General features: G+C 70.4%; 24 protein-coding genes. 1 reads left to right on the top strand and 23 read right to left on the bottom strand.

Annotated features, from left to right (window positions below; translation table 11 throughout):
* Positions 1–6: 6 nt before the first annotated feature.
* The 12 genes from ettA to Q7A36_RS08990 all read right to left on the bottom strand — a co-directional run bounded on the left by ettA (position 7) and on the right by Q7A36_RS08990 (position 12,221).
* On the bottom strand, positions 7–1,686 hold the full coding sequence (gene ettA / locus Q7A36_RS09045; RefSeq protein WP_305103358.1) for an energy-dependent translational throttle protein EttA: 1,680 nt from the start codon (positions 1,684–1,686) through the stop codon (positions 7–9).
* Positions 1,687–1,769: 83 nt separating this feature from the next.
* Complete coding sequence (locus Q7A36_RS09040) at positions 1,770–2,117, bottom strand: HNH endonuclease family protein (protein ID WP_305103357.1); 348 nt, start codon at positions 2,115–2,117, stop codon at positions 1,770–1,772.
* A gap of 49 nt (positions 2,118–2,166) precedes the next feature.
* Positions 2,167–3,132: a Bug family tripartite tricarboxylate transporter substrate binding protein gene (locus tag Q7A36_RS09035; protein WP_305103356.1), complete on the bottom strand. Its 966-nt coding sequence runs from the start codon at positions 3,130–3,132 to the stop codon at positions 2,167–2,169.
* Positions 3,129–3,731 (bottom strand): 3-isopropylmalate dehydratase small subunit, encoded by a 603-nt coding sequence (gene leuD, locus Q7A36_RS09030; RefSeq protein ID WP_305103355.1) that lies wholly within the window; start codon positions 3,729–3,731, stop codon positions 3,129–3,131. Before leuD ends, Q7A36_RS09035 begins: the two co-directional genes overlap by 4 nt.
* Positions 3,732–3,734: 3 nt before the next feature.
* Positions 3,735–5,150, bottom strand: coding sequence for a 3-isopropylmalate dehydratase large subunit (gene leuC, locus Q7A36_RS09025; RefSeq protein ID WP_305103354.1), 1,416 nt, complete (start codon positions 5,148–5,150; stop codon positions 3,735–3,737).
* Positions 5,151–5,161: 11 nt separating this feature from the next.
* The gene (locus Q7A36_RS09020; protein WP_305103353.1) at positions 5,162–5,953 is read right to left on the bottom strand and encodes an N-acyl homoserine lactonase family protein; all 792 of its coding nucleotides are present in this window, start codon (positions 5,951–5,953) and stop codon (positions 5,162–5,164) included.
* Between the two features lie 4 nt (positions 5,954–5,957).
* Entirely contained in the window at positions 5,958–6,890 is a 933-nt protein-coding gene (locus tag Q7A36_RS09015; RefSeq protein ID WP_305103352.1) for an NAD(P)-dependent oxidoreductase, read from the bottom strand.
* A 4-nt stretch (positions 6,891–6,894) separates the two neighbouring features.
* A complete protein-coding gene (locus Q7A36_RS09010; RefSeq protein ID WP_305103351.1) occupies positions 6,895–7,131 on the bottom strand; it encodes a hypothetical protein in 237 nt (78 codons plus the stop codon).
* Between the two features lie 546 nt (positions 7,132–7,677).
* Entirely contained in the window at positions 7,678–9,018 is a 1,341-nt protein-coding gene (locus Q7A36_RS09005; RefSeq protein ID WP_305103350.1) for a chloride channel protein, read from the bottom strand.
* 293 nt (positions 9,019–9,311) lie between these two features.
* Positions 9,312–10,598, bottom strand: a complete 1,287-nt coding sequence (locus Q7A36_RS09000; RefSeq protein WP_305103349.1) for a serine hydrolase domain-containing protein — start codon at positions 10,596–10,598, stop codon at positions 9,312–9,314.
* 84 nt (positions 10,599–10,682) lie between these two features.
* Entirely contained in the window at positions 10,683–11,066 is a 384-nt protein-coding gene (locus tag Q7A36_RS08995; protein ID WP_305103348.1) for a YraN family protein, read from the bottom strand.
* A gap of 90 nt (positions 11,067–11,156) precedes the next feature.
* A complete protein-coding gene (locus Q7A36_RS08990; RefSeq protein WP_305103347.1) occupies positions 11,157–12,221 on the bottom strand; it encodes a threonine aldolase family protein in 1,065 nt (354 codons plus the stop codon).
* Positions 12,222–12,370: 149 nt separating this feature from the next.
* Here Q7A36_RS08990 and Q7A36_RS08985 point away from each other — a divergent pair, with 149 nt between their 5' ends.
* Positions 12,371–12,934 carry a DUF4337 domain-containing protein gene (locus Q7A36_RS08985; protein WP_305103346.1) on the top strand — a complete coding sequence of 188 codons (564 nt, stop codon included), beginning with the start codon at positions 12,371–12,373 and terminating at the stop codon, positions 12,932–12,934.
* Positions 12,935–12,940: 6 nt separating this feature from the next.
* On the opposite strand, the gene Q7A36_RS08980 is transcribed toward Q7A36_RS08985, so the two are convergent.
* The 11 genes from Q7A36_RS08980 to pdhA form a co-directional block, all read right to left on the bottom strand.
* Positions 12,941–13,567, bottom strand: coding sequence for a glutathione S-transferase family protein (locus tag Q7A36_RS08980; RefSeq protein WP_305103345.1), 627 nt, complete (start codon positions 13,565–13,567; stop codon positions 12,941–12,943).
* 84 nt (positions 13,568–13,651) lie between these two features.
* Positions 13,652–13,993 (bottom strand): hypothetical protein, encoded by a 342-nt coding sequence (locus Q7A36_RS08975; protein ID WP_305103344.1) that lies wholly within the window; start codon positions 13,991–13,993, stop codon positions 13,652–13,654.
* A gap of 137 nt (positions 13,994–14,130) precedes the next feature.
* Entirely contained in the window at positions 14,131–14,616 is a 486-nt protein-coding gene (locus Q7A36_RS08970) for a type II toxin-antitoxin system RatA family toxin (protein ID WP_305103343.1), read from the bottom strand.
* The gene (gene lipA, locus Q7A36_RS08965; protein WP_305103342.1) at positions 14,616–15,623 is read right to left on the bottom strand and encodes a lipoyl synthase; all 1,008 of its coding nucleotides are present in this window, start codon (positions 15,621–15,623) and stop codon (positions 14,616–14,618) included. Before lipA ends, Q7A36_RS08970 begins: the two co-directional genes overlap by 1 nt.
* 20 nt (positions 15,624–15,643) lie before the next feature.
* A complete protein-coding gene (locus Q7A36_RS08960; RefSeq protein WP_305103341.1) occupies positions 15,644–15,952 on the bottom strand; it encodes an antibiotic biosynthesis monooxygenase family protein in 309 nt (102 codons plus the stop codon).
* A 3-nt stretch (positions 15,953–15,955) separates the two neighbouring features.
* Entirely contained in the window at positions 15,956–17,356 is a 1,401-nt protein-coding gene (lpdA, locus tag Q7A36_RS08955) for a dihydrolipoyl dehydrogenase (RefSeq protein ID WP_305103340.1), read from the bottom strand.
* 18 nt (positions 17,357–17,374) lie between these two features.
* Positions 17,375–17,887, bottom strand: coding sequence for a GNAT family N-acetyltransferase (locus tag Q7A36_RS08950; protein WP_305103339.1), 513 nt, complete (start codon positions 17,885–17,887; stop codon positions 17,375–17,377).
* Complete coding sequence (locus tag Q7A36_RS08945) at positions 17,884–18,276, bottom strand: VOC family protein (RefSeq protein WP_305103338.1); 393 nt, start codon at positions 18,274–18,276, stop codon at positions 17,884–17,886. The genes Q7A36_RS08950 and Q7A36_RS08945 overlap by 4 nt, the downstream gene beginning before the upstream one ends.
* Positions 18,273–19,652, bottom strand: a complete 1,380-nt coding sequence (locus tag Q7A36_RS08940) for a pyruvate dehydrogenase complex dihydrolipoamide acetyltransferase (protein ID WP_305103337.1) — start codon at positions 19,650–19,652, stop codon at positions 18,273–18,275. The genes Q7A36_RS08945 and Q7A36_RS08940 overlap by 4 nt, the downstream gene beginning before the upstream one ends.
* A gap of 12 nt (positions 19,653–19,664) precedes the next feature.
* Entirely contained in the window at positions 19,665–21,095 is a 1,431-nt protein-coding gene (locus Q7A36_RS08935; RefSeq protein WP_305103336.1) for a pyruvate dehydrogenase complex E1 component subunit beta, read from the bottom strand.
* Between the two features lies 1 nt (position 21,096).
* Entirely contained in the window at positions 21,097–22,074 is a 978-nt protein-coding gene (gene pdhA / locus Q7A36_RS08930) for a pyruvate dehydrogenase (acetyl-transferring) E1 component subunit alpha (RefSeq protein ID WP_305103335.1), read from the bottom strand.
* Between the last annotated feature and the right edge of the window lie 171 nt (positions 22,075–22,245).

Raw genomic sequence — 22,245 nt, 5'->3', positions numbered from 1 at the left:
CCATCCCTAGCGCGTCAGCGGCCGGTACTTGATGCGGTGCGGCTGGTCCGCCGCGGCGCCGAGGCGACGGCGCTTGTCCGCCTCATAGGCCTGGAAGTTGCCCTCGAACCACTCGACATGGCTGTCGCCCTCGAAGGCCAGGATATGCGTCGCCAGGCGGTCGAGGAACCAGCGGTCGTGCGAGATGATGACCGCGCAGCCCGCGAAGTCCTGCAGCGCCTCCTCCAGCGCCCGCAGCGTGTCGACGTCGAGGTCGTTGGTCGGCTCGTCCAGCAGCAGCACGTTGTGCGGGCGCTTCAGCATCTTCGCGAGATGCACCCGGTTCCGTTCACCACCGGACAGGACACCCACGGGCTTCTGCTGGTCGCCGCCCTTGAAGTTGAAGGCGGCGCAATAGGCGCGGCTCGGCACGTTGCGCTTGCCCATCGGGATCACGTCCATCCCGTCCGAGATCTCCTGCCAGACCGTGCGGTCGTCGCGCAAGGAGTCGCGGCTCTGGTCGACATAGCCGAGGTCGACGCTGTCGCCGACGGTCAGCGAGCCGCCGTCCGGCGTCTCCTGGCCGGTGATCATGCGGAACAGGGTGGTCTTGCCGGCGCCGTTGGGCCCGATCACGCCGACGATGCCGCCGGGCGGCAGCTTGAAGGAGAGCTCGTCGATCAGCAGGCGGTTGCCGTAGCCCTTGCGGATGTTCTCGGCGACGATGACGATGTTGCCGAGACGCGGCGCCGGCGGGATCTGGATCTCGGTGGGATCGGGCGCCTTCTCCTGGCTGCGGGCCAGCAGCTCCTCATAGGCCTGGATGCGCGCCTTGCTCTTGGACTGGCGGGCGGCGGGGCTGCGGCCGATCCACTCCTGCTCCTCAGCCAGTTGGCGCTGGCGGGTGCTCTCCTCCTTCTCCTCCTGCGCCAGGCGCTTGCGCTTCTGCTCGAGGTAGGCGGAGTAGTTGCCCTGGTAGGGGATGCCCCGGCCGCGATCCACTTCCAGGATCCAGTTCGTCACGTTGTCCAGGAAGTAGCGGTCGTGGGTGACGATCAGCACCGCGCCCGGGTAGTCGCGCAGCGTCTTCTCGAGCCAGGAGACGCTCTCGGCATCGAGGTGGTTGGTCGGCTCGTCCAGCAGCAGCAGGTCCGGCTTCTCGAGCAGCAGCTTGCAGAGCGCGACGCGCCGGCGCTCGCCGCCGGAGAGATTGGTCACCGGCAGTTCGGCTGGCGGGCAGCGCAGCGCATCGAGCGCGATGTCGATGGTGCGGTCGAGCTCCCAGCCATTGGCGGCGTCGATCCGCTCCTGCAGCTCGCCCTGCTCGGCCAGCAGGGTGTTCATCTCGTCGTCCGACATCGGCTCGGCGAACTTCATCGAGATCTCGTTGAAGCGGTCGAGGTCGGCCTTCAGTCCCTTGAAGGCGAGCATGATGTTCTCGCCGACCGTGAGGTCGGGGTCGAGATGCGGCTCCTGCGGCAGGTAGCCGACCTTGGCGCCCTCGGCGGCCCAGGCCTCGCCGCCGAACTCCTTGTCCTGCCCGGCCATGATGCGCATCAGGGTCGACTTGCCCGCGCCGTTCGGGCCGAGCACGCCGATCTTGGCATCCGGCAGGAAGGACAGGGTGATGCCTTTGAAGACCTCGCGCCCGCCCGGATAGGACTTGGTGAGGTCTTTCATCACATAGACGTACTGGTAGGCGGGCATCGGCAAGATCCTGGGGGCGTGGGGTTGGGGCGGTTTCTAGCGGCCGGGGCGGCCGGGGCCAAGCAGAAGGGCCCGGCCGGGCCTCAGCGCCATTTCGGGGTCCGGCCCTTCGCCCTGCGGGTCGGGGCATGGAAGTCGTCCGGCCTGGTCCGCACCCAGGCGAGGAAGCGGGCGATCTCCGGATCTGCCCGCAGGCTGTCGATATCCGCGAGGCGGCGGGCCAGCTCGGCCTCGGTGAAGCGGGCATGGATGGCGCTGTGGCAGATCTGGTGCAGCCGGGCGGTGCCGAGATGCGTGCCGCCCTTCAGGCGGGGGACCAGGTGGTGGCGGCTGGATCGCGCGCCGGGCGGGATCGGCCGGTCGCAGAGGGGGCAGAGGACGGGCTCCGCCGCAGGGGGCGGCGGATCGGCCCGGCGGGACGAACGGGGCATGGATGCCCCTGACATGGGCGCACGGGCGGCACTCCGCCAGGGGACCGCGCTATCCCAGGGTGATGCCGGCCTCCCGGATCACCTGTTCGCAGATCTCGCGCTGCGTCGCCAGCCAGGCGCGGAACTCGGCCGGCCTATTGCCCACCATGATGGCGCCCGCCGCATCCATCCGCTGCCGCACGCCCGGATCGGCCGTGGCCTTGGCGATGGCCGACGCCAGCTTCTCGATGATGGGCAGCGGCGTGCCGGCGGCGGCGAAGACGCCGTTCCAGTCGTTCATGTCGTAGCCGGGGAAGCCGCTCTCGGCCAAGGTCGGCACATCGGGCAGGGTCGGCACGCGCTGCAGGCTGGTGACGGCGAGGATGCGCGCCTGCCCCGCCTGCACCGGCGGGCGGATGGAACTGGTGGTGATCAGCACCGCGTCCAGCACGCCGGCCGCGATGTCCCGCGCCGCATCGGCGCCGCCGCGATAGGGCGTGTGGACCAGCCGGATGCCGGCACGGCGCTGGAAGACCTCCCCGGCCAAATGCGCCATGCCCGCCGCCGGCGGCGTGCCGTAGCTGATGCTGTTCGGCTTCTCCCTGGCGATGGCGATGAATTCCTGGATCGTCCGCGCGGGGAAGTCGCGCTTGACCGCGATGACCTGCGGGAAGAGGCAGAATTGGCTGACCGGGACGAAGGCGGTGCGGTAGTCGAAGGAGAGGTCCTTCATCAGCGGCGGATTGGTCAACTGGTTCGCCGCATCCACGAGGAAGGTGTAGCCGTCCCGCGGCGATTGCAGCGTCGCATTGGCGGCGATGACCGCATTGCCGCCGGTGCGGTTCTCGATGATGACGGACTGGCCGAGGATCTCCGCCATCTTCTGGCCGCAGGTGCGCGCCGCGGTATCGGCGGCGCCGCCGGCGGCGAAGGCGACGATCAGGCGGATGGGGCGGTTCGGCCAGTCCTCGACCCCCTGCGCGAGGGCCGGCGACGCGAGGACGAGGCCGAGCGCCGCGCGTCGCCCGAGCGTCACAGCCTGTTCTCCCGGCCGTAGCGGCGCTCGAAGGCGGCGATCTCGTCCTCATAGGTCGCGGTCAGGCCGAAATCATCGAGGCCTTCCAGCAGGCAATGCTTGGCGAAGGGATCGATGTCGAAGCCATGCACGCTGCCGTCAGGCGCCGTGACGGTCTGCGAGGGCAGATCCACCGCGATGCTAGCGCCAGGGTCGGCTTCCAGTTGCGCGATGATCGCGTCGACCGTCTCGGCCGGCAGCACCACCGGCAGCAACCCGTTCTTGGTGCCGTTATTACGAAAAATGTCGCCGAAGCTGGGGGCGATGGCGCAGCGGAAGCCGGCATCGAAGAGCGCCCAGACCGCGCTTTCCCGCGAACTGCCGCAGGCGAAATTGCGGCCGGCGACGACGATCCGCGCCGCCTGCCAAGCCGGGCGGTTCATCGGGAAGTCGGGGTCCTGCGAGCCGTCGGGCAGGCGGCGCGCGTCGTGGAACAGGAACTGGCCGTGATCGACCTCCCGTGGGCGGGAGAGGAAGCGGGCCGGGATGATCCGGTCCGTGTCGATATTCGGCTGCGGCAGCGGCACCGCGACCGCGTCGAGGTGGCGGAAGGCTTCCATCGCTCAGGCCCCCACCAGGCGGCGGACATCGGCGAAGCGGCCCGTCACCGCCGCGGCCGCGGCCATGGCCGGGCTCAGCAGATGGGTCCGCGCGCCCGGGCCCTGGCGGCCCATGAAGTTGCGGTTCGAGGTCGAGGCCACCCGCTCCCCGGGTGCTGCGATGTCGCCATTGGTGCCGAGGCACATGGAGCAGCCGGGCTCGCGCCATTCGAAGCCGGCGCCGCGGAAGACCTCGTGCAGCCCCTCGGCCTCGGCCTGGCGCTTGACCGGTTCGCTGCCCGGGACGACCCAGGCGCGCACGCCCTCCGCCACCTTGCGGCCCTTCGCCACCGCCGCGGCGGCGCGCAGGTCCTCGATCCGGCTGTTGGTGCAACTGCCGATGAAGACGCGGTCCACGGCGATCTCGGTCAGCGGCGTGCCGGGGGTCAGGCCCATATAGGAGAGCATGCGCTCCATCTGCGCCCGGCGCTCGGCATCCGCGGCCTCGGCCGGGTCGGGGATGGCGCCGTGGATGGGCAGCGCGTCCTCCGGACTGTTGCCCCAGGTGACCATGGGCTCGATGGCGCTTCCGTCCAGCGAGACCTCGGTATCGAAGGTGGCGCCCGCGTCGCTCGGCAATTGCCGCCAGCGGGCGAGGGCATCGTCCCAGTCGGCGCCCTGCGGCGCGAAGGGCCGGCCATGGAGATAGGCGAAGGTGGTCTCGTCCGGCGCCACCATGCCGGCGCGGCCGCCCGCCTCGATCGACATGTTGCAGAGCGTGAGCCGCCCCTCCATCGACAGGCCACGGATGGCGCTGCCGGCATATTCGATGACATGCCCCGTCGCGCCCGCCGCGCCGATGCGCGCGATGATGGCGAGGATCACGTCCTTGCCCGTCACCTGCGGGCCGAGCGTCCCGTCCAGCGTGATGCGCATGGTGCGGGGCTTGCGCTGCCAGAGCGTCTGGGTCGCCAGCACATGCGCGACCTCCGTGCTGCCGATGCCGAAGGCGAGCGCGCCGAGCGCGCCATGCGTCGAGGTGTGGCTGTCGCCGCAGACCATCAGCAGCCCGGGCTGGGAGATCCCGGTCTCCGGCCCCATCACATGCACGATGCCCTGGTTGGGGTCGCCCAGGCCGAATTGCCGGATGCCGTGCTCGGCGGTGTTGCGGGCCAGCTTCTCCACCATCTCGCGGTGGCGGGGATCCTCGATCTCCTCCAGCTTGCGGCCGGCGGTCGAGACATAGTGGTCGGGCGTGGCGAAGATGCGCTCCGGCGCGCGCGGCTTCAGGCCGCGGCGGCGGAGCACGTCGAAGGCGGTGGCGCCGCCGTCATGCAGCAGGTGGCGGCCGACATAAAGCAGCGTCTGGCCATCCTCCCGCTCCAGCACCCGGTGCCTCGACCAGATCTTTTCGAAGAGCGTGCGCGGCGATTCCGCCATGACGTTTTCCCTTATTCAATCGGCTCCAGGTCCAGCCGCACCGCGATGCCTTCCAGCCCCGGCACCGCGGGGTAGCGCCGCATCACCTCCGGGTCATGGCCCGGCACGATGTGGCGCGGGCCGGGCGCCAGGGCGCGCAGCCGGTCGAAGCCCTCAAGCATGTCGCCGACATGGAAGGCTGTCGTGAAGGGCCGCCTGGCCTCCAGGTTCTCGTAGAAATGCGCGACGTCGGAGGCGAGCACGACCGCCCCCCGCGCCGTCTCCACGGTCACGCATTGCAGGCCCATGGAGTGGCCGCCGCAGGCATGGATCCGCAGCCCCGGCGCCAGTTCGGCATCGCCGTCATGGAAGGTGACGCGGTCGGCGAAGGTCATCCGCACGATGCCGGCGACGTCCTCGACCTCGAAGGAGTGCCGCAGGCGGTGGTGACACATGTAGCGGCCGGTCGCGTAGCGCATCTCCGCCTCCTGCAGGTGGAAGCGGGCCCGTTCGAACTTATGAAAGCTGCCGACATGGTCGTAGTGCAGGTGGCTGATGACCACGTCCTCGACGTCGTCGGGCTCGATGCCGAGCAGGCGCAGCCCCTCCACCGGGCAGCGGAGCCAGTCGCGCTTGCGCCGCGCGGCGACCTCCGCGGTGAAGCCGGTGTCCAGCACCCAGGCGCTGCCGTGCCGCACCATCACCCAGACGAAGTAGTCCATGGGCATGGGCGCATCATGCGGGTCGCCGCCGATGAAATGCTCGTGCCGCCGCGCCGCGCGCGTCGCGTAGCGCAGCGCGTAGACCTGCCAGTCGCCGGACACGGCCTCAGCCCTTGTCCGAATCCAGCACCGCCTGCACGGCGGCCGGATCGCAGGCGACCTCCACCCCGGCCCGCTCGAGCTGCAGCCGCATCGGCACGCGGCTGTCGAGCTGGCCGAGCCCGCGGCCGAGCGCCTCGTTCATCTCCTCGAGCGTCAGTTGGCAGAAGCGCATCGGCACGCCGAGGTCGCGCCCGAGGTTGGTCGCCAGCGTGACATCCTTGTGGGCGAGGCGCAGCGCGAAGGCCGGCGGCTCGTAGCGGCCGGTCAGGAACTGGTCGGCCAGCCGGTCGAAGGTGCGGCGCCGCCCGAGCGCCCCCTGCCGCACGGTCTTCCAGAGGTCGAGCGGATCGAGCCCCGCCTTCACGCCCATGGAGAAGACCTCGGCCAGCGCGGTCTGGATGGCATAGCCCGCCATGTTGTGCACCAGCTTGGCGACGGTCGCCTGGCCGATCTCGCCGACATAGGCGGCCTGGTCGCCGATCGCGTCCAGCACCTTCTTGTGGCGGTCATAGGTCGCGCGGTCGCCGCCGACCCAGATGGCGAGCTTACCGGTCTCCGCCCCCTTCGGCCCGCCGGAGACCGGCGCGTCGAAGGCCTGCGCACCCTTCTCCGCGAAGGCGGCATGGATGCGGCGCATCAGCGCCTGGCTGTTGGTCGAGAGGTCGAAATAGGCGAGGCCCGGCCGCGCGCCTTCCAGCAAGCCGTCCGGGCCGAAGACCACCGCCTCCACCTCCTTCGGGCCGGGCAGGCTGGTGAAGACCACGTCGCAGGCTTCGGCGATCGCGCGCGGCGTCGTGCCCCATTCCGCGCCGGCCTCGAGGTGCTGCGACGCGGCCTCCCGCCGCACGTCCAGCACCATGAGCTTGTGCTGCGACTTCTGCAGGTTGGCCGCCATGAAGGCACCCATGGTGCCGAGGCCGATGAACCCGATCTTCATGGCCTCAGCTCCTTGCCCTGTCCTGGTCGTCGAAGACATCCACCGCGACCTGCGAGGCGGTCATGGCCGCCGGCCAGCCGGCAGCCATCGCCGGATACGCGCTGGCCTCGGCGACCTCCTCCCGCGTCGAGGGTTGCGGGCGTTCCCAGACATCGCCGTAGGCATGGTCGTGGGTCGTCTCGACCAGCTTCGGGACATGCGGCTTCAGGCGGTCACGCCATGCGGAAGGCGGTGCGGCCATGGTTGTTCCTCTCCTGCGTCAGCTCGTGGCCGGGGGCGCCAGCACGCCTCCGACAGGACGGGCGGGATGGGGAACGGGCCGGCCGCACGGGACGGCATGGCCCTCGGTGGGCTGCCGGCGCGCGGCGGGGCAGCGCGGCCGCAGCCGGCGCATCGGACATTTCCCCAGGCTCATCCTTACTTGCCGTTGATCCTAGGTCATTCGACCAGGGGCGCAATACGGCACCGCCGGCGCCTCCGTGCCTGGTCGGACGGGTGAGGCGGCGGCCCCTGGGCGGTTCCGCGGCACTGGATGCCCGCGCCGTCGCCCGCACAGGTCAGGGGATCCTCGGCCTGCGGCGCGGCGGGACGCTAAAGGCATCCGCTCCCGCGGCCAGCGCCGCGGCGAGACTGCGGGGCGTGGTGGGGGAAGTGCGGCACGACAGGCATGGCCTGCCCTGAGCGAACCCCTCGGGGTTTGCGCCGCAAGAGGATCGGAAGCAGGCTTCCATCACAGGGGATTGGGCCGCACGCCATAGGCCCCAAGCCGCGAAAGCCTGCTGAGAGCCTACTCGACCTGGTGCTGGCGAGAGGCCTCCTGCCGCGGTGGCTGGCCTGACGCGGTGACGGCGGCGAGGAAGTTCTTCGCCAGCGCATGATAGACCCCCTCGTGGCAGACGAGACGCGAGGCGGCATAGCCGGTGAAGGCCGCGGCCATGAGGGGAATGACCATGGCATGGTCGCCGGTCATCTCGGTGACGATCACGAACGCGGTGATAGGCGCCTGAACCACTCCGGCGAAATAGGAGACCATTCCGAGCAGGATCAAGGCCTCGAAGGGGATGCCGGGAAAGAGCGTGGACAGATTGAACCCAATGCCCGCCCCGATGGCCAAGGAAGGCGAGAAGATGCCACCCGGAATGCCGCTGATGGCGGCAAGCGTCGTGGCTGCCATCTTCACTAGGCCGAAGGACTGCGGCAGCGGCACGCCATGGTCGAGCAGTGCCCGCACCTGGCCATAGCCGGTCCCGTAAATGGTATCTCCCGAGACGAGACCGCAGATTGCCGTGCCGAGGCCGCACAGCATGGCGAAGAGAATCGGGTGGCGCTTGATGGCGCGCCCCACGACGCCAGGAAATCCCCTTGCAGCCTCGATCAGGATGCGGCTGAAGACGCCGCCCAGCAGTCCGCCGACGGCGCCGCAGACCGGCACTGCGAGCCAACCGAAGGGGCCCTGCAGGGTGGCCGAGGTGGTGCCGAAGTAGGTGTAGTCGCCGAACAGGGCCAGTGAGGTCAGGCCGGCGGCGACAATACCGCCGATCAGAAGCCCGCTCGTCTTGGCCTCGTAGGCTCGGCTCATCTCCTCGATCCCGAAGACGATGCCTGCAAGCGGGGTGTTGAAGGCGGCGGCGACCCCCGCCGAGGCGCCGGCAAGGATCAGACCGGGTTGCCGCCGCGGCGACAGGCGGCCGATAGCGAACATGATGGAAGCACCGACCTGCACCGTCGGCCCCTCTCGGCCGATGGAAGCGCCGCAGAGCAGCCCGAACAGCGTCAGCAGTATCTTGCCGATGGCGATCCGAATGGACACCAGAGTCCCGCGGGCCCTTTGGTCCCGCAGGTGTCTGGCCGCAATCGCCTGGGGGATGCCGCTGCCTTGGGAGTTGGGAAAGAACCGCCGCGTCAGATAGGCCGCGATCCCGAGACCGAGCGGCGTGACAACGAGAGAGGCGTAGCGCCAACGCGAGATGAGGCGTTGGAACGCGTCCTGCGCCTCGTCCGCCAGCAAGGCCAGTGCAACCGCGGCGGCGCCGACAATGACTCCACCCAGAAGGAAAATGAGTCTCCGCTGAGTGCGTCCGGAATGAAGCCGAAGGCGCCTGGAGGATGGAAAGGAGGCGAGGAACATAGCGATGTACCTGACGGGATTTCTGCCCCTTACCGTTCCCGGGGAGGACCGTCACCACCGATCGGACGCGCCCCTTCTGGCCAAATCCGTTGGACGCAGTGCGTCCAACCGTCCTGGAACCACGGCGTCAGCCGCTTGTCCGGGTGTGCCGCACGCGCAGCACCGAGGGCGGCCTGCAGCCCCCTTGCATGAGGCCTACCGCGTCAGGCGTCATCTCCTCCGCGCGGTTCGTGAACGCAGGACGAACCTGGGATCGGTCTCGCTGCATCTGTGTGGCGGATCACCGCACCACCTCAGCTCAGCGCGCCGTAGACGAGCTGCCGCATGGCGTAGCGGTACTGCACGCGGTCGGACGGGCCCTGCAGCATGAGGACGGCGTAGAGCTCCTCCTTGGGGTCGATCCAGAAATAGGTGCCGAAGGCGCCGGCCCAGAAATAGTCGCCGACATTGCCCGGCACCGGGCTGCGTCCCTCCAGGGTGCGGACGGCGAAGCCGAGGCCGAAGCCATAGCCGGTGACCGGCGCCGGCGCGAGGCCGCCGAAGAGCCGCAGCAGGCCGGGGCCGAACTGCACCCCCGGCGGCTGGTGGTCGGAGGCCATGAGCGCGACGGTGCGGCGGGAGACGAGCTGCGCCTCCCCCAGCCGGCCGCCATTGAGGAACATCTGGCAGAGCCGCACATAGTCGCCGGCGGTGGAGACGAGGCCCTGGCCACCCCAGAACCACTTCGGCCGGTCGGTGACAGGCAACATCGCCTGGCGGCGGTTCGTCACGGGATCCACCTGCGCGGCGGCGAGGCGCGCGGCCTTCTCCGGCGGCACCCAGAAAGCGGTGTCGGCCATGCCGAGCGGGCCGAGGATACGCTCCTGGAAGAAGGCGTCGAGCGGCTGGCCGGAGGCGACCTCGACCACGCGGCCGAGCACGTCGGTGCTGTGGCTGTACTCCCAGAGCGTGCCGGGCTGCGCCATCAGCGGCTGGCGGGCGATGTTGGCGGCGAACTCGGCGCCGGTCTGGCCGAGGTCGTTGACCTTGGCCGTGCCATAGGCCTCCTGCACCGGATGCACGCCGGCGCCGCCCGGCACCGGCAGCGCGCCATAGGTGAGGCCGGAGGTGTGGCGCAGCAGGTCGAGCACGGTCGGCTCGCGCTCGAGCGGCGCGCGCTCCGTGCCGACCTTCGTCTCCTTGAACTCCGGGATGTAGCGGCTGACGGGATGCCAGAGCATCAGCCGCCCCTCCTCCACCAGCATCATCGCGGCGAGCGAGGTGACGGGCTTGGTCATGGAGGCGATCTGGAAGAGCGAATCGCGCTGCATCGGCGCCTTCGCGTCGCGGTCGCGGAAGCCGACGGCCTCCAGCATCGCCAGTCGGCTGCCGCGGCCGATGGCGACAACCGCGCCCGGGATGCGGTTGGCCTCGACCTCCGCCTGCAGCCAGGCGGGGATGCGGGCCAGGCGGTCGCGGGCGAGGCCGACATCCTCCGGTCGGGCGGCGCGCTGCAGGTCGCCCTGGGCGGCGGCGGGGCGGGCGAGGCCGGTGGCGGCAGCCCCGGCGACGAGGGTGAGGGCGGCGCGGCGTGGCAGCATGGCGGTTTCCTTCCCTGGCGGTATTCCTTGCCGGGAAGCATCCGGGACCGGAGCGCCGGGGGTCAAGCGGCGGCTGCGTGCCGGTCAGGCATCGCCCAGGCGAAAGGCGTCGGCGATGCGGCGGACCGTGCCGTCGGCAGCGACCAGCAGGACATCGAAGCGGATTCCGGCCTGGCCGCGGCCGGGGTTCTCCGCCAGCCAGCACTCGGCGGCGACGGTCAGGCGGGCCCGCTGGCGCGGGCCGAGGGCGCCGGCGGCCTCGGCGAGGCTCGGCCGGGCCTTCACCTCGACGAAGGCCAGCAGCCCGTCGCGTTCGGCGACGAGGTCGAGTTCGCCGGCCGACGTGCGGACGCGCCGCGCGAGGACGGTCCAGCCATCGCGCCCGAGTGCCTCAGCCGCCGCCTCTTCGGCGGCGCGGCCGGTGCTGTCGGCGCGCGCGCCGCGGATCCGTCTGCCCGTGTCCGTCATCGAGTCGGATGATGCCGCCGGCAGACCCGGAGAAAAAGGAGAGAGGGGGGATGCAAGGGGGGAGAGAGTTCGCTCTCTCCCCCCTTGCGGCTAGGCGGCGAGCGCTTCCCGGATATGCCCCACGGCCTCCTCGATCATCGGCGCGGTGACGTCGAGATGCGTGCAGGCACGCACCCGCCCGCCGAGGCCGCTGACCGCGACGCCCTTCAGCATCAGCCTGCGCTGCAACTCCTCCACCGTCGTGCCGGCGCCTCTGACGTCGAAGAAGACCAGGTTGGTGTCCGGCTCCTCCACCACCACGCCCGGGATCTGCGCCAGGCCGCGGGCCAGTGCCCTGGCATTGGCGTGGTCCTCGGCCAGCCGATCCACATGATGGTCGAGGGCGTGGAGGCAGCCGGCGGCGCAGAGGCCTGCCTGGCGCATGGAGCCGCCGAGGCGCTGCTTCCAGCGCCAGGCGGCGCCGATGAACTCGCTGCTGCCGCAGAGCACGGCGCCGAGCGGCGCGCCGAGGCCCTTGGTGAAGTCGAGCCAGACGCTGTCGTAGGAGGCCACCATGTCCTTCGGCGCGATGCCGGCGGCGACGCAGGCATTCATCAGGCGGGCGCCGTCCATATGGGTCGCCCAGCCCTGCTCATGCGCGACGGCGGCGACGGCATTGAGTTGCTCCAGCGGCCAGACCGCGCCGCCGCCGATGTTCGCCGTCTGCTCCACCTCCAGCAGGCGCTGCGGCGGGGCGTAGCGCGTCCGCGGGCGGATGGCGGCGCGGACCTGGTCGGCGGTGAACATGCCGCGCGGACCCTTCAGCGGGGTGATCTGCGCGCCGGTCAGCGCGGCATGGGTGCCGCCCTCGCTGGTCAGGATATGCGCCGTCTCGTGGGCGATGACCTCGTCGCCCTTCTGGCAATGCGTGAGGATAGCGACGACGTTGCACATGGTGCCGCTGGGCAGGAACATCGCGGCCTCCTTGCCCATCAGCGCGGCCATCCGGTCGCAGAGGGCATGGACGGTCGGGTCGTCGCCATGCTGCTCGTCGCCGACCTCGGCGCGCATCATCGCCTCCTTCATCGCCGGCGTCGGGCGGGTCTGGGTGTCCGAGTAGAGGTTGATGCGGACGGGCGGGGCGCCGGCGGGGGGACGGGCGGGGGCATGGACCATGGGACGGCTCCGTGAAAAGGCGCGCAGGCTGCGGCGATCGGCCGGGCCTGTCCACCCGGGCCTGTCCACCCGGGGGCGAGTTCAAGCCCTCCCCGAATCCGCGGCGGCGTGGCATGAGCGCAGCCTCTCCAACGGATGACGGGAAATCCATGGCCGGGCACGCCCATGTCGACCATAGCGGCGACAAGCGCATCGCGCTGCTGATCGCCATCCTCGCGCTGTTCCTGGCGCTGGCCGAGACCGGCGCGAAGAGCGCGCAGACCGAGGCCATCACGCGCAACGTGGAGGCGGCGAATCTCTGGTCCTTCTTCCAGGCGCGGACCATCCGCCAGACCACGCTGCGGACCGCCGTCGAGGAGACGGAGCTGGACCGGGCCGCCGCATCCGACCCGGCGCTGCGGACGGCGATCGAGGCGCAGCAGAAGGTCTGGCGGGACACCATCGCGCGGTGGGAGAGCGAGCCCGCGACCGGCGACGGTCGCAGGGAACTGACCGAGCGCGCCCGCGCCGCCGAGGCGAAGCGCGACCGGGACATGGCCGCCTATCACCACTACGAGTACGGGGCGGCGGCCTTCCAGGTGGCGATCGTGCTCGCCTCCGCCTCCATCATCACCGGGGTCCCGCTGCTGGCGGTGGGCGGCATCGTGCTGGGCCTGGTGGGCGTGGCGCTGACCGGCATCGGTTTCTTCGCGCCGGAGGCGGTGCACCTCTGACGATGGTCAGGCCGGCACCTCGAAATGCCGGCCCCAGGCGGCCGCGAGGCGCGGCCGCGTGGCGACGGCACGGGCCAGGGCCTGGATGCGGGGGCAATGGCCCGGCATCCAGGCCTCGTTCCCCATCCAGCGGGACAGCACGGCAAGGTAGATGTCGGCCAGCGAGAAGCGCGCGCCGAGCACGAAGGGGTCCGGCCGCGCGCCGTCCTCGATCAGCCGCCAGATCTCGCGCGCCATCTCCGTGGCGCGGGTGCGGATGGAGGGCGCATCGGCGCCGAAGCGATCCGGGTAGTCGAAGCGGGTGACGCAGGGATAGATCTCGGAGGCCGCGAGCATCATCCAGCGCAGCGCCGTAGCACGGCCGGGATCGTCGCCGGGCGGCAGCAGGCCGGCCCCGGGATGGCGGGCCTCCAGCGTCAGCAGGATCGCCGTGCTCTCCGTGACGGTGGTGCCGTCCGGCAGCAGCAGCGTCGGCACGCGGCCCATGGGGTTGATGCGCCGGTACTCCGCGGCGAGCTGGGCGTCGCGCTCCAGCGGCACGGGTCGAAGCTCGGCCTCGGCGCCGATCTCGGCCAGCGCCAGTTCGACGGTCGAGGAACCGGATCGCCGGTCCCCGTAGAGGACGTATCCCATGCGGCAAGGCTGGCCCGACCGCGGCGCTTCGGTCCAACGCAAAGCGGTGATGCCGCGATCAGCGGCGCTGATGCGGCCGGCCGGTCAGACCCAGACGTCGCGCAGCCAGCCGGTGACCCGGATGGTGGCGCGGAAAGCCGTGCGGAGGATGCCGACGACGAGCACCACGGCGACGATGCCGGCGGTCATGACCGCGAGGGTGTACCAGGGATCCGGCAGGTTTCGCAGGGTGCCGGAGAGGCTCATCCACATGAGAGGGCCGAGGCCCTGGACAATCGCCAGGCCATCCATCCCACCCTCCCCCACCAGCGCGGGATTCGCCCCGAACAGGCCGGCGACGAAGCGGGTCCCGGCCTGCAGCCAGCCCTGCTGGACGGCGGTGCCGAGCACGATGAGGGTGACGAGGAGCTTGAGGAGCGATCTCATGCCCCGCAGTCTGGCGACGGCGGGGTAAAGAAAGGGTTCAGGCCCGCGGCGAAGCGTCCATGCCTGCGGCGAGCGCCTTGCGCCTGCGGCGGGCTCGCTACGCCTGCGGTGAGCCTTTCACGCCTGCGGCGAGCCCCTTACGCCTGCGGCGCTGGGGCCGCCGCCGGCGGCGCGGCCGTGGGCCGGCCGTAGAGCTGCATCGCCCGCCTCTCGAAGGCACGGACCATCAGCCGCACCGCCTCGTTGAACACGGTGCCGATGACGGCCTGCAGCAGGCGGGAGCGGAACTCGAAATCGACGAAGAAGTCGACCTCCGTCCAGGTCTCGCTGCCGTGCTGGCGCGGATGGAAGCGCCAGTGGTTGTTGAGGTAGCGGAAGGGGCCGTTCAGGTACTTCACATGCACATGGTCCGGCCGTTCCAGCAGGACCTGGCTGCGGAAGGTCTCGCGGAACATCTTGAAGCCGATGGTCAGGTCGGCGATCAGCTCATGCTCCTTGCGGGAGATGACGCGGGCGCCGACGCACCAGGGCAGGAATTCCGGGTAGCGGCGGACATCCGCCACCATGTCGAAGAGCTGCTCCGGCGTGTAGCGGAGCAGCCGTTTCTCGGCATGGGTGGGCATCAGGCGGCCGCCAACTTCGCCTCACGCGCCGCCTTCAGCGCGGCAAAATCGCGGTCCGCGTGGTAGCTGCTGCGGGTCAGCGGCGTGGCGGAGACCAGCAGGAAGCCCTTCGAGCGCGCCATGCGGGCATAGTCCTCGAACTCGTCGGGCGTGACGAAGCGCTCCACCGCGGCATGCTTCACGCTGGGCTGCAGGTACTGCCCGATGGTGAGGAAATCCACCTCCGCCGAGCGCAGGTCGTCCATCACCTGCAACACCTCGATCCTCGCCTCGCCCAGGCCGACCATCAGGCCGGACTTGGTGAAGATGGTGGGGTCGAGCTGCTTCGCCCGGTCGAGCAGGCGCAGCGAGTGGTAGTAGCGCGCGCCCGGGCGGATGGTGGGGTAGAGCTTCGGCACCGTCTCCAGGTTGTGGTTGAAGACGTCCGGGCGGGCCTCGACCACCACCTCCAGCGCGCCGTCCTTGCGGAGGAAATCGGGCGTCAGGACCTCGATCGTCGTCTCCGGCGCCGCGGCGCGGATGGCACGGATGGTCCTGGCGAAATGCTCCGCCCCGCCATCGTCCAGGTCGTCCCGGTCGACGCTGGTGACGACGACGTGCCGCAGGCCCATCTTGGCCACCGCATCGCCGACCCGGCGCGGCTCGTCCGCATCCAGGGCCTTGGGCAGGCCGGTCGCCACGTTGCAGAAACTGCAGGCGCGGGTGCAGGTCTCGCCCATGATCATCATGGTGGCGTGGCGCTGCGACCAGCATTCCCCGATATTGGGGCAGGCCGCCTCCTCGCAGACCGTGGTCAGCTTGTTGTCCCGCATCAGCGCCCGGGTCTCGTGATAGACCGGGTGCGTCGGCGCCTTCACCCGGATCCAGGCGGGTTTCCGCTGGATCGGGTTGTCGGGCCGGTGGGCCTTCTCGGGGTGCCGCAGCGCCGGATCGGGCCGGCCCGCCGCAGGCCCGGCTCCGAGGGTCGTCCCCCCGGCGCGGTGGTCGATCTCGATCCGTGTCGTCATACCCGTCCGACCGCCTTCCATCAGGGCGCCTCGTCCACCACGGCGTAGTGGAGCACCTCCCGGTCGAAGGCGACCAGCGCCGCCTCGGCCTCCGGCTCCACCACCGCCCGGTCCGGCTCCGGCCCGGCGAAGCGGCGGACGGCGTCCATCGACTCCCACCTGGTCAGGACCAGGAACTCCACCAGCCCCTCCGCCTCGCGCTCCAGCAGTTGCGCGCCGCGGAAGCCCGGCAGCCCGCGCAGCGCCGGCAGCACATTCTGCCGGAAATGCGCGGGATAGGCTCCCCGGTTGCCCGGAGAGGCCCGGCCTGACCATTGGCGGATGACCATGACCTAGATGTGGATCACCCGGCCGTAGGCATCAAGCACCGCCTCGTGCATGGCTTCCGAGATGGTCGGATGGGGGAAGACCGTCTCCATCAGCTCGGCCTCGGTCGTCTCCATGGTCTTGGCAATGGTGTAGCCCTGGATCATCTCCGTGACCTCGGGCCCGGCCATATGGGCGCCGAGCAGCTCGCCGGTCTTGGCATCGAAGACGGTCTTGATCATGCCCTCCGGCTCGCCCATGGCGATGGCCTTGCCGTTGCCGATGAAGGGGAAGCGCCCGACCTTCACCTCGTGCCCGGCCTTCTTCGCGGCCTCCTCGGTCAGCCCGACGCTGGCGACCTGCGGGCGGCAATAGGTGCAGCCCGGGATGTTGCCGGTGTCCATCGGGTGGACGTCGTTCCTGCCGGCGATGGCCTCGACGCAGAGCACGCCCTCGTGGCTCGCCTTGTGGGCCAGCCAGGGCGGGCCGGTGAGATCGCCGATGGCATAGACCCCGGGCTCGCCGGTGCGGCAGAACTCGTCGACCACCACATGGGTGCGGTCCACTTTCACCCCGGTGCCCTCGAGACCGATATCCTCGACATTGCCGACGATGCCGACCGCCGAGATGATGCGGTCCGCCACGATCTCCTGCACCTTGCCCCCGGCCTCGATGACCGCCGTCACCTCGGCGCCGTTCTTGCGCAGGCCCTGGACCTTGGCGCCGGTCAGGATCTTCATGCCCTGCTTCTGGAAGGCCTTCTGGACGAAGGCGCTGATCTCGGCATCCTCGACCGGCAGGATGCGGTCCAGAACCTCCACCAGCGTCACCTCGGCGCCGAGATTGAGGTAGAAGCTGGCGAACTCGGCGCCGATGGCGCCGCTGCCGATGACGACCAGGCGCTTCGGCATGCTGTCGGGCACCATGGCCTCGCGGTAGGTCCAGACCAGCTTGCCATCCGGCTCGATCCCCGGCAGCACGCGCGCCCGGGCGCCGGTCGCCAGGATGATGTGCTTGGCCGAGAGATCGGCGACCGGCTTGCCGTCCTTGGTGACGGCCAGCTTGCCCTTGCCGGCCAGCTTGCCATGGCCGTCGAAGACCGTGACCTTGTTCTTGCGCAGCAGGTGCTTCACCCCGCCCGAGAGCTGGTTCGCCACGGCACGGCTGCGCTTGACGATCTTGCCGAGGTCGAAGCGGATGTTGTCGGCGGCGAAGCCGTAGGCATCCAGCGTGTGCAGCAGGTGATTGATCTCGGAGCTGCGCAGCAGCGCCTTGGTCGGGATGCAGCCCCAGTTCAGGCAGATGCCGCCGAGGTGCTCGCGCTCCACGACGGCGGTCTTCATGCCGAGCTGGGCGGCGCGGATGGCGGCGACGTAGCCGCCGGGGCCGCCGCCGAGGACGATCAGGTCGAAAGAGGTGTCGGCCATGATGTGCGTCTCCTGATCTCAGTGCGCGGCCGGGGCGCCGCCCGGCGGCGGGGCGGTGGCGGCCAGTTCGCGGAGCGCATCGCCGCTGAGGCGTTGCAGCGTCCAGCCCTCCCGCGGGAGGGCGCCGATGGAGCGGTAGAAGGCGATGGAGGGCGCGTTCCAGTCCAGCACGGACCACTCCATCCGGCTGCATCCCTCCGCCAGGGCGCGGCGCGCAAGCTCGGCGAAGAGGGCCTTGCCGATCCCCTGCCCGCGCGCCCCGGGATTCACGAAGACATCCTCGACATAAAGCTTGGCGCGCCCGTCGAAGGTCGAGACGCTGTAGTACCAGAGGGCGAAGCCGGCCGGCGCGCCCTGCCATTCCGCGATCATGGCCGAGGCCCGCGCCGGCGTGCCGAAGAGCAGGTTGCGGAAGTCCTCCTCCGTCGCCTGCACCTCATGCAGCAGCTTCTCGTACTCCGCCAGCGCGCGGACGAAGTGGACGACCAGCCCGAGGTCGCCGGGCCTGGCCTCGCGCAGCCGGAGGCTCATGCCGTCGCCCCGTGGCAGACCGCCTCGATCCGGTTGCCCGCGGGGTCGCGCAGGAAGGCGGCGTAGTAGTGCGGGTGGTAGTGCGGGCGCAGGCCCGGCGGGCCGTCATCCGCCCCGCCCGCCGCCAGGCCCGCCTGCCAGAACCCGTCGACCGCCGCCCGGTCCGGCGCCTTGAAGCACCAGTGCCGGCCCTGCGCCGCCTCGGGCGCCGGGCCCGGCCGCACGGTCAGGTAGCTGCGCTGCGGATGCTCCGCGTCGCAGCGCTCCCCGTAGCGCAGCCGCGTGTCGTCATGCCCGACCGCCGGGACGCCGAGCGCCGCCATCACCGCGTCGTAGAAGCGCGCGGCGATGGCGAGGTCCGGCACCGTGATCGAGACATGGTCGATCACAGCATCAGGCTCAGCGGGTCCTCGATGACGCCCTTCAACGCCTGCATGAACTCGGCCGCCAGCGCGCCGTCGATGACGCGGTGGTCGACCGAGAGGGTGCAGGTCATCACGGTGGCGACCGCCAGCTCACCCTTCCGCACCACCGGCCGCTGCTCGCCGGCGGCCACCGCCAGGATGCCGGCCTGGGGCGGATTGATGATGGCGCTGAAATCCTTCACGCCATACATCCCCATGTTGGAGATGGAGAAGCCGCCGCCCTGGAATTCCTCGGGCTTCAGCTTGTTCGCCTTGGCGCGGGAGGCCAGTTCCTTCATCTCGTTGCTGATCGTGGACAGGCCCTTCTGGTCGGCCTTGCGGATGATCGGCGTGATCAGGCCGGCGGGGGTCGAGACAGCGATGGAGATGTCCACGTCCTGGAACTGCAGGATCGCGTCGTCGGTCCACATGGCATTGACGTTGGGGAAGCGCCGCAGCACCGCCGCCACCGCCTTGATGACCATGTCGTTGACCGAGAGCTTGAAGGCGGAGGGGCCTTCCTTCGGCGACTTGGCATTGAGGTCGGCGCGCAGCTTCAGCAGCGCGTCGATCTCGAAATCCATCGAGACGTAGAAATGCGGGACGGTCTGCTTCGACTCCGCCAGGCGCCGGGCGATGACCTTCCGCATGCTGCTGTTCGGCACCGGCGTGTGCGGCGCGGTGACCACCGGGGCGGGGGCAGCCGGCTTCGGCGCGGGCGCCGCGGCGGGCGCGGGCTGCGCAGCCGCCTGCGGGGCGGGCGCGGGCTTCGCGGCCGGACCCTTGGCGAGCGCCGCCTCGATGTCCGACTTCACGATGCGGCCGCCAGGGCCGCTGCCCTTCAGCGCGGCGAGGTCCAGCCCGGCCTGCTGCGCCATGCGCCGCGCGAGCGGCGAGGCGAAGACGCGCTCCCCATGCGACGAGGTGTCGTGCCCGTTCGCCTTCGGCGCCGGGGCGGCCGAGGGCTGCGGCCCGGGCATGGAGACCGGCTGCTCCGCCGCGCCGGCGACCTTGCCGCCGCGCGTCGCCTCCAGCGCCGCCGCCTCGCTCGGGCTCGCCGATTGCGCCGCGCCGCCATCGCCCTTCGGGGCGGGCGCGGGCGCCGCCTCGGCGCTCTCGCCCGGCTCGACCAGCACGGCGATCGGGTCGTTCACCTTCACGCCCTGGGTGCCGTCGCCGACCAGGATCTTGCCGAGGATGCCCTCGTCGACGGCTTCCACTTCCATGGTCGCCTTGTCGGTCTCGATCTCGGCGATAATGTCGCCGGCCTTGACCTGGTCGCCTTCCTTCTTCAGCCAGCGCGCCAGGTTGCCCTCCGTCATGGTGGGCGAGAGGGCGGGCATCAGGATATTGGTGGCCATGCGGACGCCCCCCTACTTGTAGGACACGCGCTTCGCCGCCGCGACGATGTCGGCGACGGAGGGCAGCGCCAGCTTCTCCAGGTTGGCGGCATAGGGCATCGGGATGTCCTTGCCCGAGACGCGCAGCGGCGGCGCATCCAGCCAGTCGAAGGCGGCCTCGATCGCCTGCATGGCGATCTCGGCGCCGGTGCCGGCGAAGGGCCAGCCTTCCTCCACCGTGACCAGGCGGTTGGTCTTCTTGACCGAATTGGCGATGGTCTCGGTATCCATCGGCCGGATGGAGCGGAGGTTGATCACCTCGGCCTCGATCCCCTGCTTCGCCAGCTCCTCGGCCGCCTGCATCGCCCAGGTGACGCCGATGGAGAAGGCGACGATCGTCACGTCCTTGCCGGCGCGCTCCACCTTCGCCTTGCCGATCGGCAGGATGAACTCGTCATCCGTCGGCACCTCGAAGCTGTGGCCGTAGAGGATCTCGTTCTCGAGGAAGACGACCGGGTTCGGGTCGCGGATGGCGGCCCGCAGCAGCCCCTTGGCATCCGCCGCCGACCAGGGCGCCAGCACCTTCAGCCCCGGCACATGCGCATACCAGGAGGAGAACTCGCCGGAATGCTGCGCCGCGACGCGCGCGGCGGCGCCGTTCGGGCCGCGGAAGACGATCGGGCAGCCGAGCTGGCCGCCGCTCATGTACAGCGTCTTGGCGGCGCTGTTGATGATGTGGTCGATCGCCTGCATGGCGAAGTTGAAGGTCATGAACTCGACGATGGGCTTGAGGCCGGTGAAGGCCGCGCCCACCGCCATGCCGGTGAAGCCGTATTCGGTGATCGGCGTGTCGATCACCCGCCGCGGCCCGAACTCGTCCAGCAGACCCTGGCTGATCTTGTAGGCGCCCTGGTACTGCGCGACCTCCTCGCCGAGGAGGAAGACGTCCTTGTCGCGCCGCATCTCGAGCGCCATGGCGTCGCGCAGCGCCTCGCGCACCGTCATCGACTTGGTCGGGCCCCAGTCCTTCTCCGGCGCCGCGGCGGCCTCGCCCTCCTTGGCCGCGCCCTCGCGCCGCTCCTGGCCGCGGGCGGCGACGGCGCCGTAATCCTCGGCCTGCTTGGCGACCTGGCCGACCTCCGGGCTCGCCGCCGCGGGCGGGGCCGGATGCTGCGGCATGGCGGTATCGGCGCCGGGCGCCGCGCCCTTCGATGCGGCCTCGCCGCCGCCATCCAGCTCAGCGATCGGGGAGTTCACCGAGACGCCCTCGGTGCCCTCGGGCACCAGGATCCGGGTGAGCTTGCCCTCGTCGACCGCCTCGACCTCCATGGTGGCCTTGTCGGTCTCGATCTCGGCGATGACGTCGCCGGAGCGGACCTCGTCGCCTTCCTGCTTCAGCCACCGCGCCAGCTTGCCCTCCGTCATGGTGGGCGACAGCGCGGGCATCAGGATCTGTACGCCCATCTCAGCGGGCCTCCCCGGCGGCGGATTCGATCAGGACATCGGTCCAGAGATCGCTCTCCGGCGGCTCGGGCGACTGCTGCGAGAAGTCGGCGGCGTCCTGCACGATCCGCTTCACCTCGTCGTCGATCCCCTTGAGGTCCGCCTCGGTCACTTCCTGCTCCAGCAACATCTTGCGCGCGGTCTCGATCGGGTCGGACTGCTCGCGCATCTTCTGCACCTCCTCCCGCGTGCGGTACTTCGCCGGGTCGGACATGCTGTGGCCGCGGTAGCGGTAGGTCTTCATCTCCAGCAGGTAGGGGCCGTTGCCGGCGCGGCAGTGGGCGACGGCCCGCTCGCCGGCCTCCTTCACCGCCATCACGTCCATGCCGTTCACCTGCTCGCCCGGGATGCCCCAAGGGGAGCCGTTCTTCGACAGGTCGCGGGAGGCGCTGGCGCGCTCCACGCTGGTGCCCATGCCGTACTTGTTGTTCTCGATGATGTAGATGCAGGGCAGCTTCATCAGGGCGGCGAGGTTGAAGCTCTCATAGACCTGGCCCTGGTTCGAGGCGCCCTCGCCGAAATAGGTGAGCGACACGTTGCGGCTCTCGCGGTACCAATTGGCGAAGGCGAGGCCGGTGCCGAGCGAGACCTGCGCGCCGACGATGCCATGGCCGCCGAAGAAGCCCTTCTCGCGGCTGAACATGTGCATCGAGCCGCCCTTCCCCTTGGAATAGCCGCCGATGCGTCCCGTCAGCTCCGCCATGACGCCGCGCGCCTCCATGCCGGTGGCGAGCATGTGCCCGTGGTCGCGGTAGGAGGTGATGACCTGGTCGCCGGGCTCGAGGCAGGCCTGCATGCCGACCACGACCGCTTCCTGGCCGATATAGAGGTGGCAGAAGCCGCCGATCAGGCCCATGCCGTAGAGCTGGCCGGCCTTCTCCTCGAACCGTCGGATGAGGAGCATGTCCCGGTAGGCCTGGAGGAGTTCGTCCCGGGTCATCGGCGCTTCCTTCGCCGACCGGGGCCGGCGCTTCGCGCCCGCGGTGTCCGTGGCCTGGGCCATTCTGCGGCTCCCTTCTCGTCTCCGGTGGGCGTGATCTACGCGGCTCGCCGCTTTGCGACAAGCGTCAGCGGCATGAAAAAAGCCCGATGTTGCAACGCAATACAGGCC

Source organism: Paracraurococcus lichenis, assembly GCF_030657435.1.
GTDB classification, from domain to species: domain Bacteria; phylum Pseudomonadota; class Alphaproteobacteria; order Acetobacterales; family Acetobacteraceae; genus Paracraurococcus; species Paracraurococcus lichenis.
This window is presented reverse-complemented; position numbering and strand designations above follow the sequence as displayed.

Coding starts and splice junctions, on each gene's coding strand:
- ettA (WP_305103358.1), bottom strand. CDS start 1,686: ATGCCCGCCTACCAGTACGTCTATGTGATGAAAGACCTCACCAAGTCC.
- Q7A36_RS09040 (WP_305103357.1), bottom strand. CDS start 2,117: ATGCCCCGTTCGTCCCGCCGGGCCGATCCGCCGCCCCCTGCGGCGGAG.
- leuD (WP_305103355.1), bottom strand. CDS start 3,731: ATGGAAGCCTTCCGCCACCTCGACGCGGTCGCGGTGCCGCTGCCGCAG.
- leuC (WP_305103354.1), bottom strand. CDS start 5,150: ATGGCGGAATCGCCGCGCACGCTCTTCGAAAAGATCTGGTCGAGGCAC.
- Q7A36_RS09015 (WP_305103352.1), bottom strand. CDS start 6,890: ATGAAGATCGGGTTCATCGGCCTCGGCACCATGGGTGCCTTCATGGCG.
- Q7A36_RS09010 (WP_305103351.1), bottom strand. CDS start 7,131: ATGGCCGCACCGCCTTCCGCATGGCGTGACCGCCTGAAGCCGCATGTC.
- Q7A36_RS09005 (WP_305103350.1), bottom strand. CDS start 9,018: ATGTTCCTCGCCTCCTTTCCATCCTCCAGGCGCCTTCGGCTTCATTCC.
- Q7A36_RS09000 (WP_305103349.1), bottom strand. CDS start 10,598: ATGCTGCCACGCCGCGCCGCCCTCACCCTCGTCGCCGGGGCTGCCGCC.
- Q7A36_RS08995 (WP_305103348.1), bottom strand. CDS start 11,066: ATGACGGACACGGGCAGACGGATCCGCGGCGCGCGCGCCGACAGCACC.
- Q7A36_RS08990 (WP_305103347.1), bottom strand. CDS start 12,221: ATGGTCCATGCCCCCGCCCGTCCCCCCGCCGGCGCCCCGCCCGTCCGC.
- Q7A36_RS08985 (WP_305103346.1), top strand. CDS start 12,371: ATGGCCGGGCACGCCCATGTCGACCATAGCGGCGACAAGCGCATCGCG.
- Q7A36_RS08980 (WP_305103345.1), bottom strand. CDS start 13,567: ATGGGATACGTCCTCTACGGGGACCGGCGATCCGGTTCCTCGACCGTC.
- Q7A36_RS08975 (WP_305103344.1), bottom strand. CDS start 13,993: ATGAGATCGCTCCTCAAGCTCCTCGTCACCCTCATCGTGCTCGGCACC.
- Q7A36_RS08970 (WP_305103343.1), bottom strand. CDS start 14,616: ATGCCCACCCATGCCGAGAAACGGCTGCTCCGCTACACGCCGGAGCAG.
- lipA (WP_305103342.1), bottom strand. CDS start 15,623: ATGACGACACGGATCGAGATCGACCACCGCGCCGGGGGGACGACCCTC.
- Q7A36_RS08960 (WP_305103341.1), bottom strand. CDS start 15,952: ATGGTCATCCGCCAATGGTCAGGCCGGGCCTCTCCGGGCAACCGGGGA.
- lpdA (WP_305103340.1), bottom strand. CDS start 17,356: ATGGCCGACACCTCTTTCGACCTGATCGTCCTCGGCGGCGGCCCCGGC.
- Q7A36_RS08950 (WP_305103339.1), bottom strand. CDS start 17,887: ATGAGCCTCCGGCTGCGCGAGGCCAGGCCCGGCGACCTCGGGCTGGTC.
- Q7A36_RS08940 (WP_305103337.1), bottom strand. CDS start 19,652: ATGGCCACCAATATCCTGATGCCCGCCCTCTCGCCCACCATGACGGAG.
- Q7A36_RS08935 (WP_305103336.1), bottom strand. CDS start 21,095: ATGGGCGTACAGATCCTGATGCCCGCGCTGTCGCCCACCATGACGGAG.
- pdhA (WP_305103335.1), bottom strand. CDS start 22,074: ATGACCCGGGACGAACTCCTCCAGGCCTACCGGGACATGCTCCTCATC.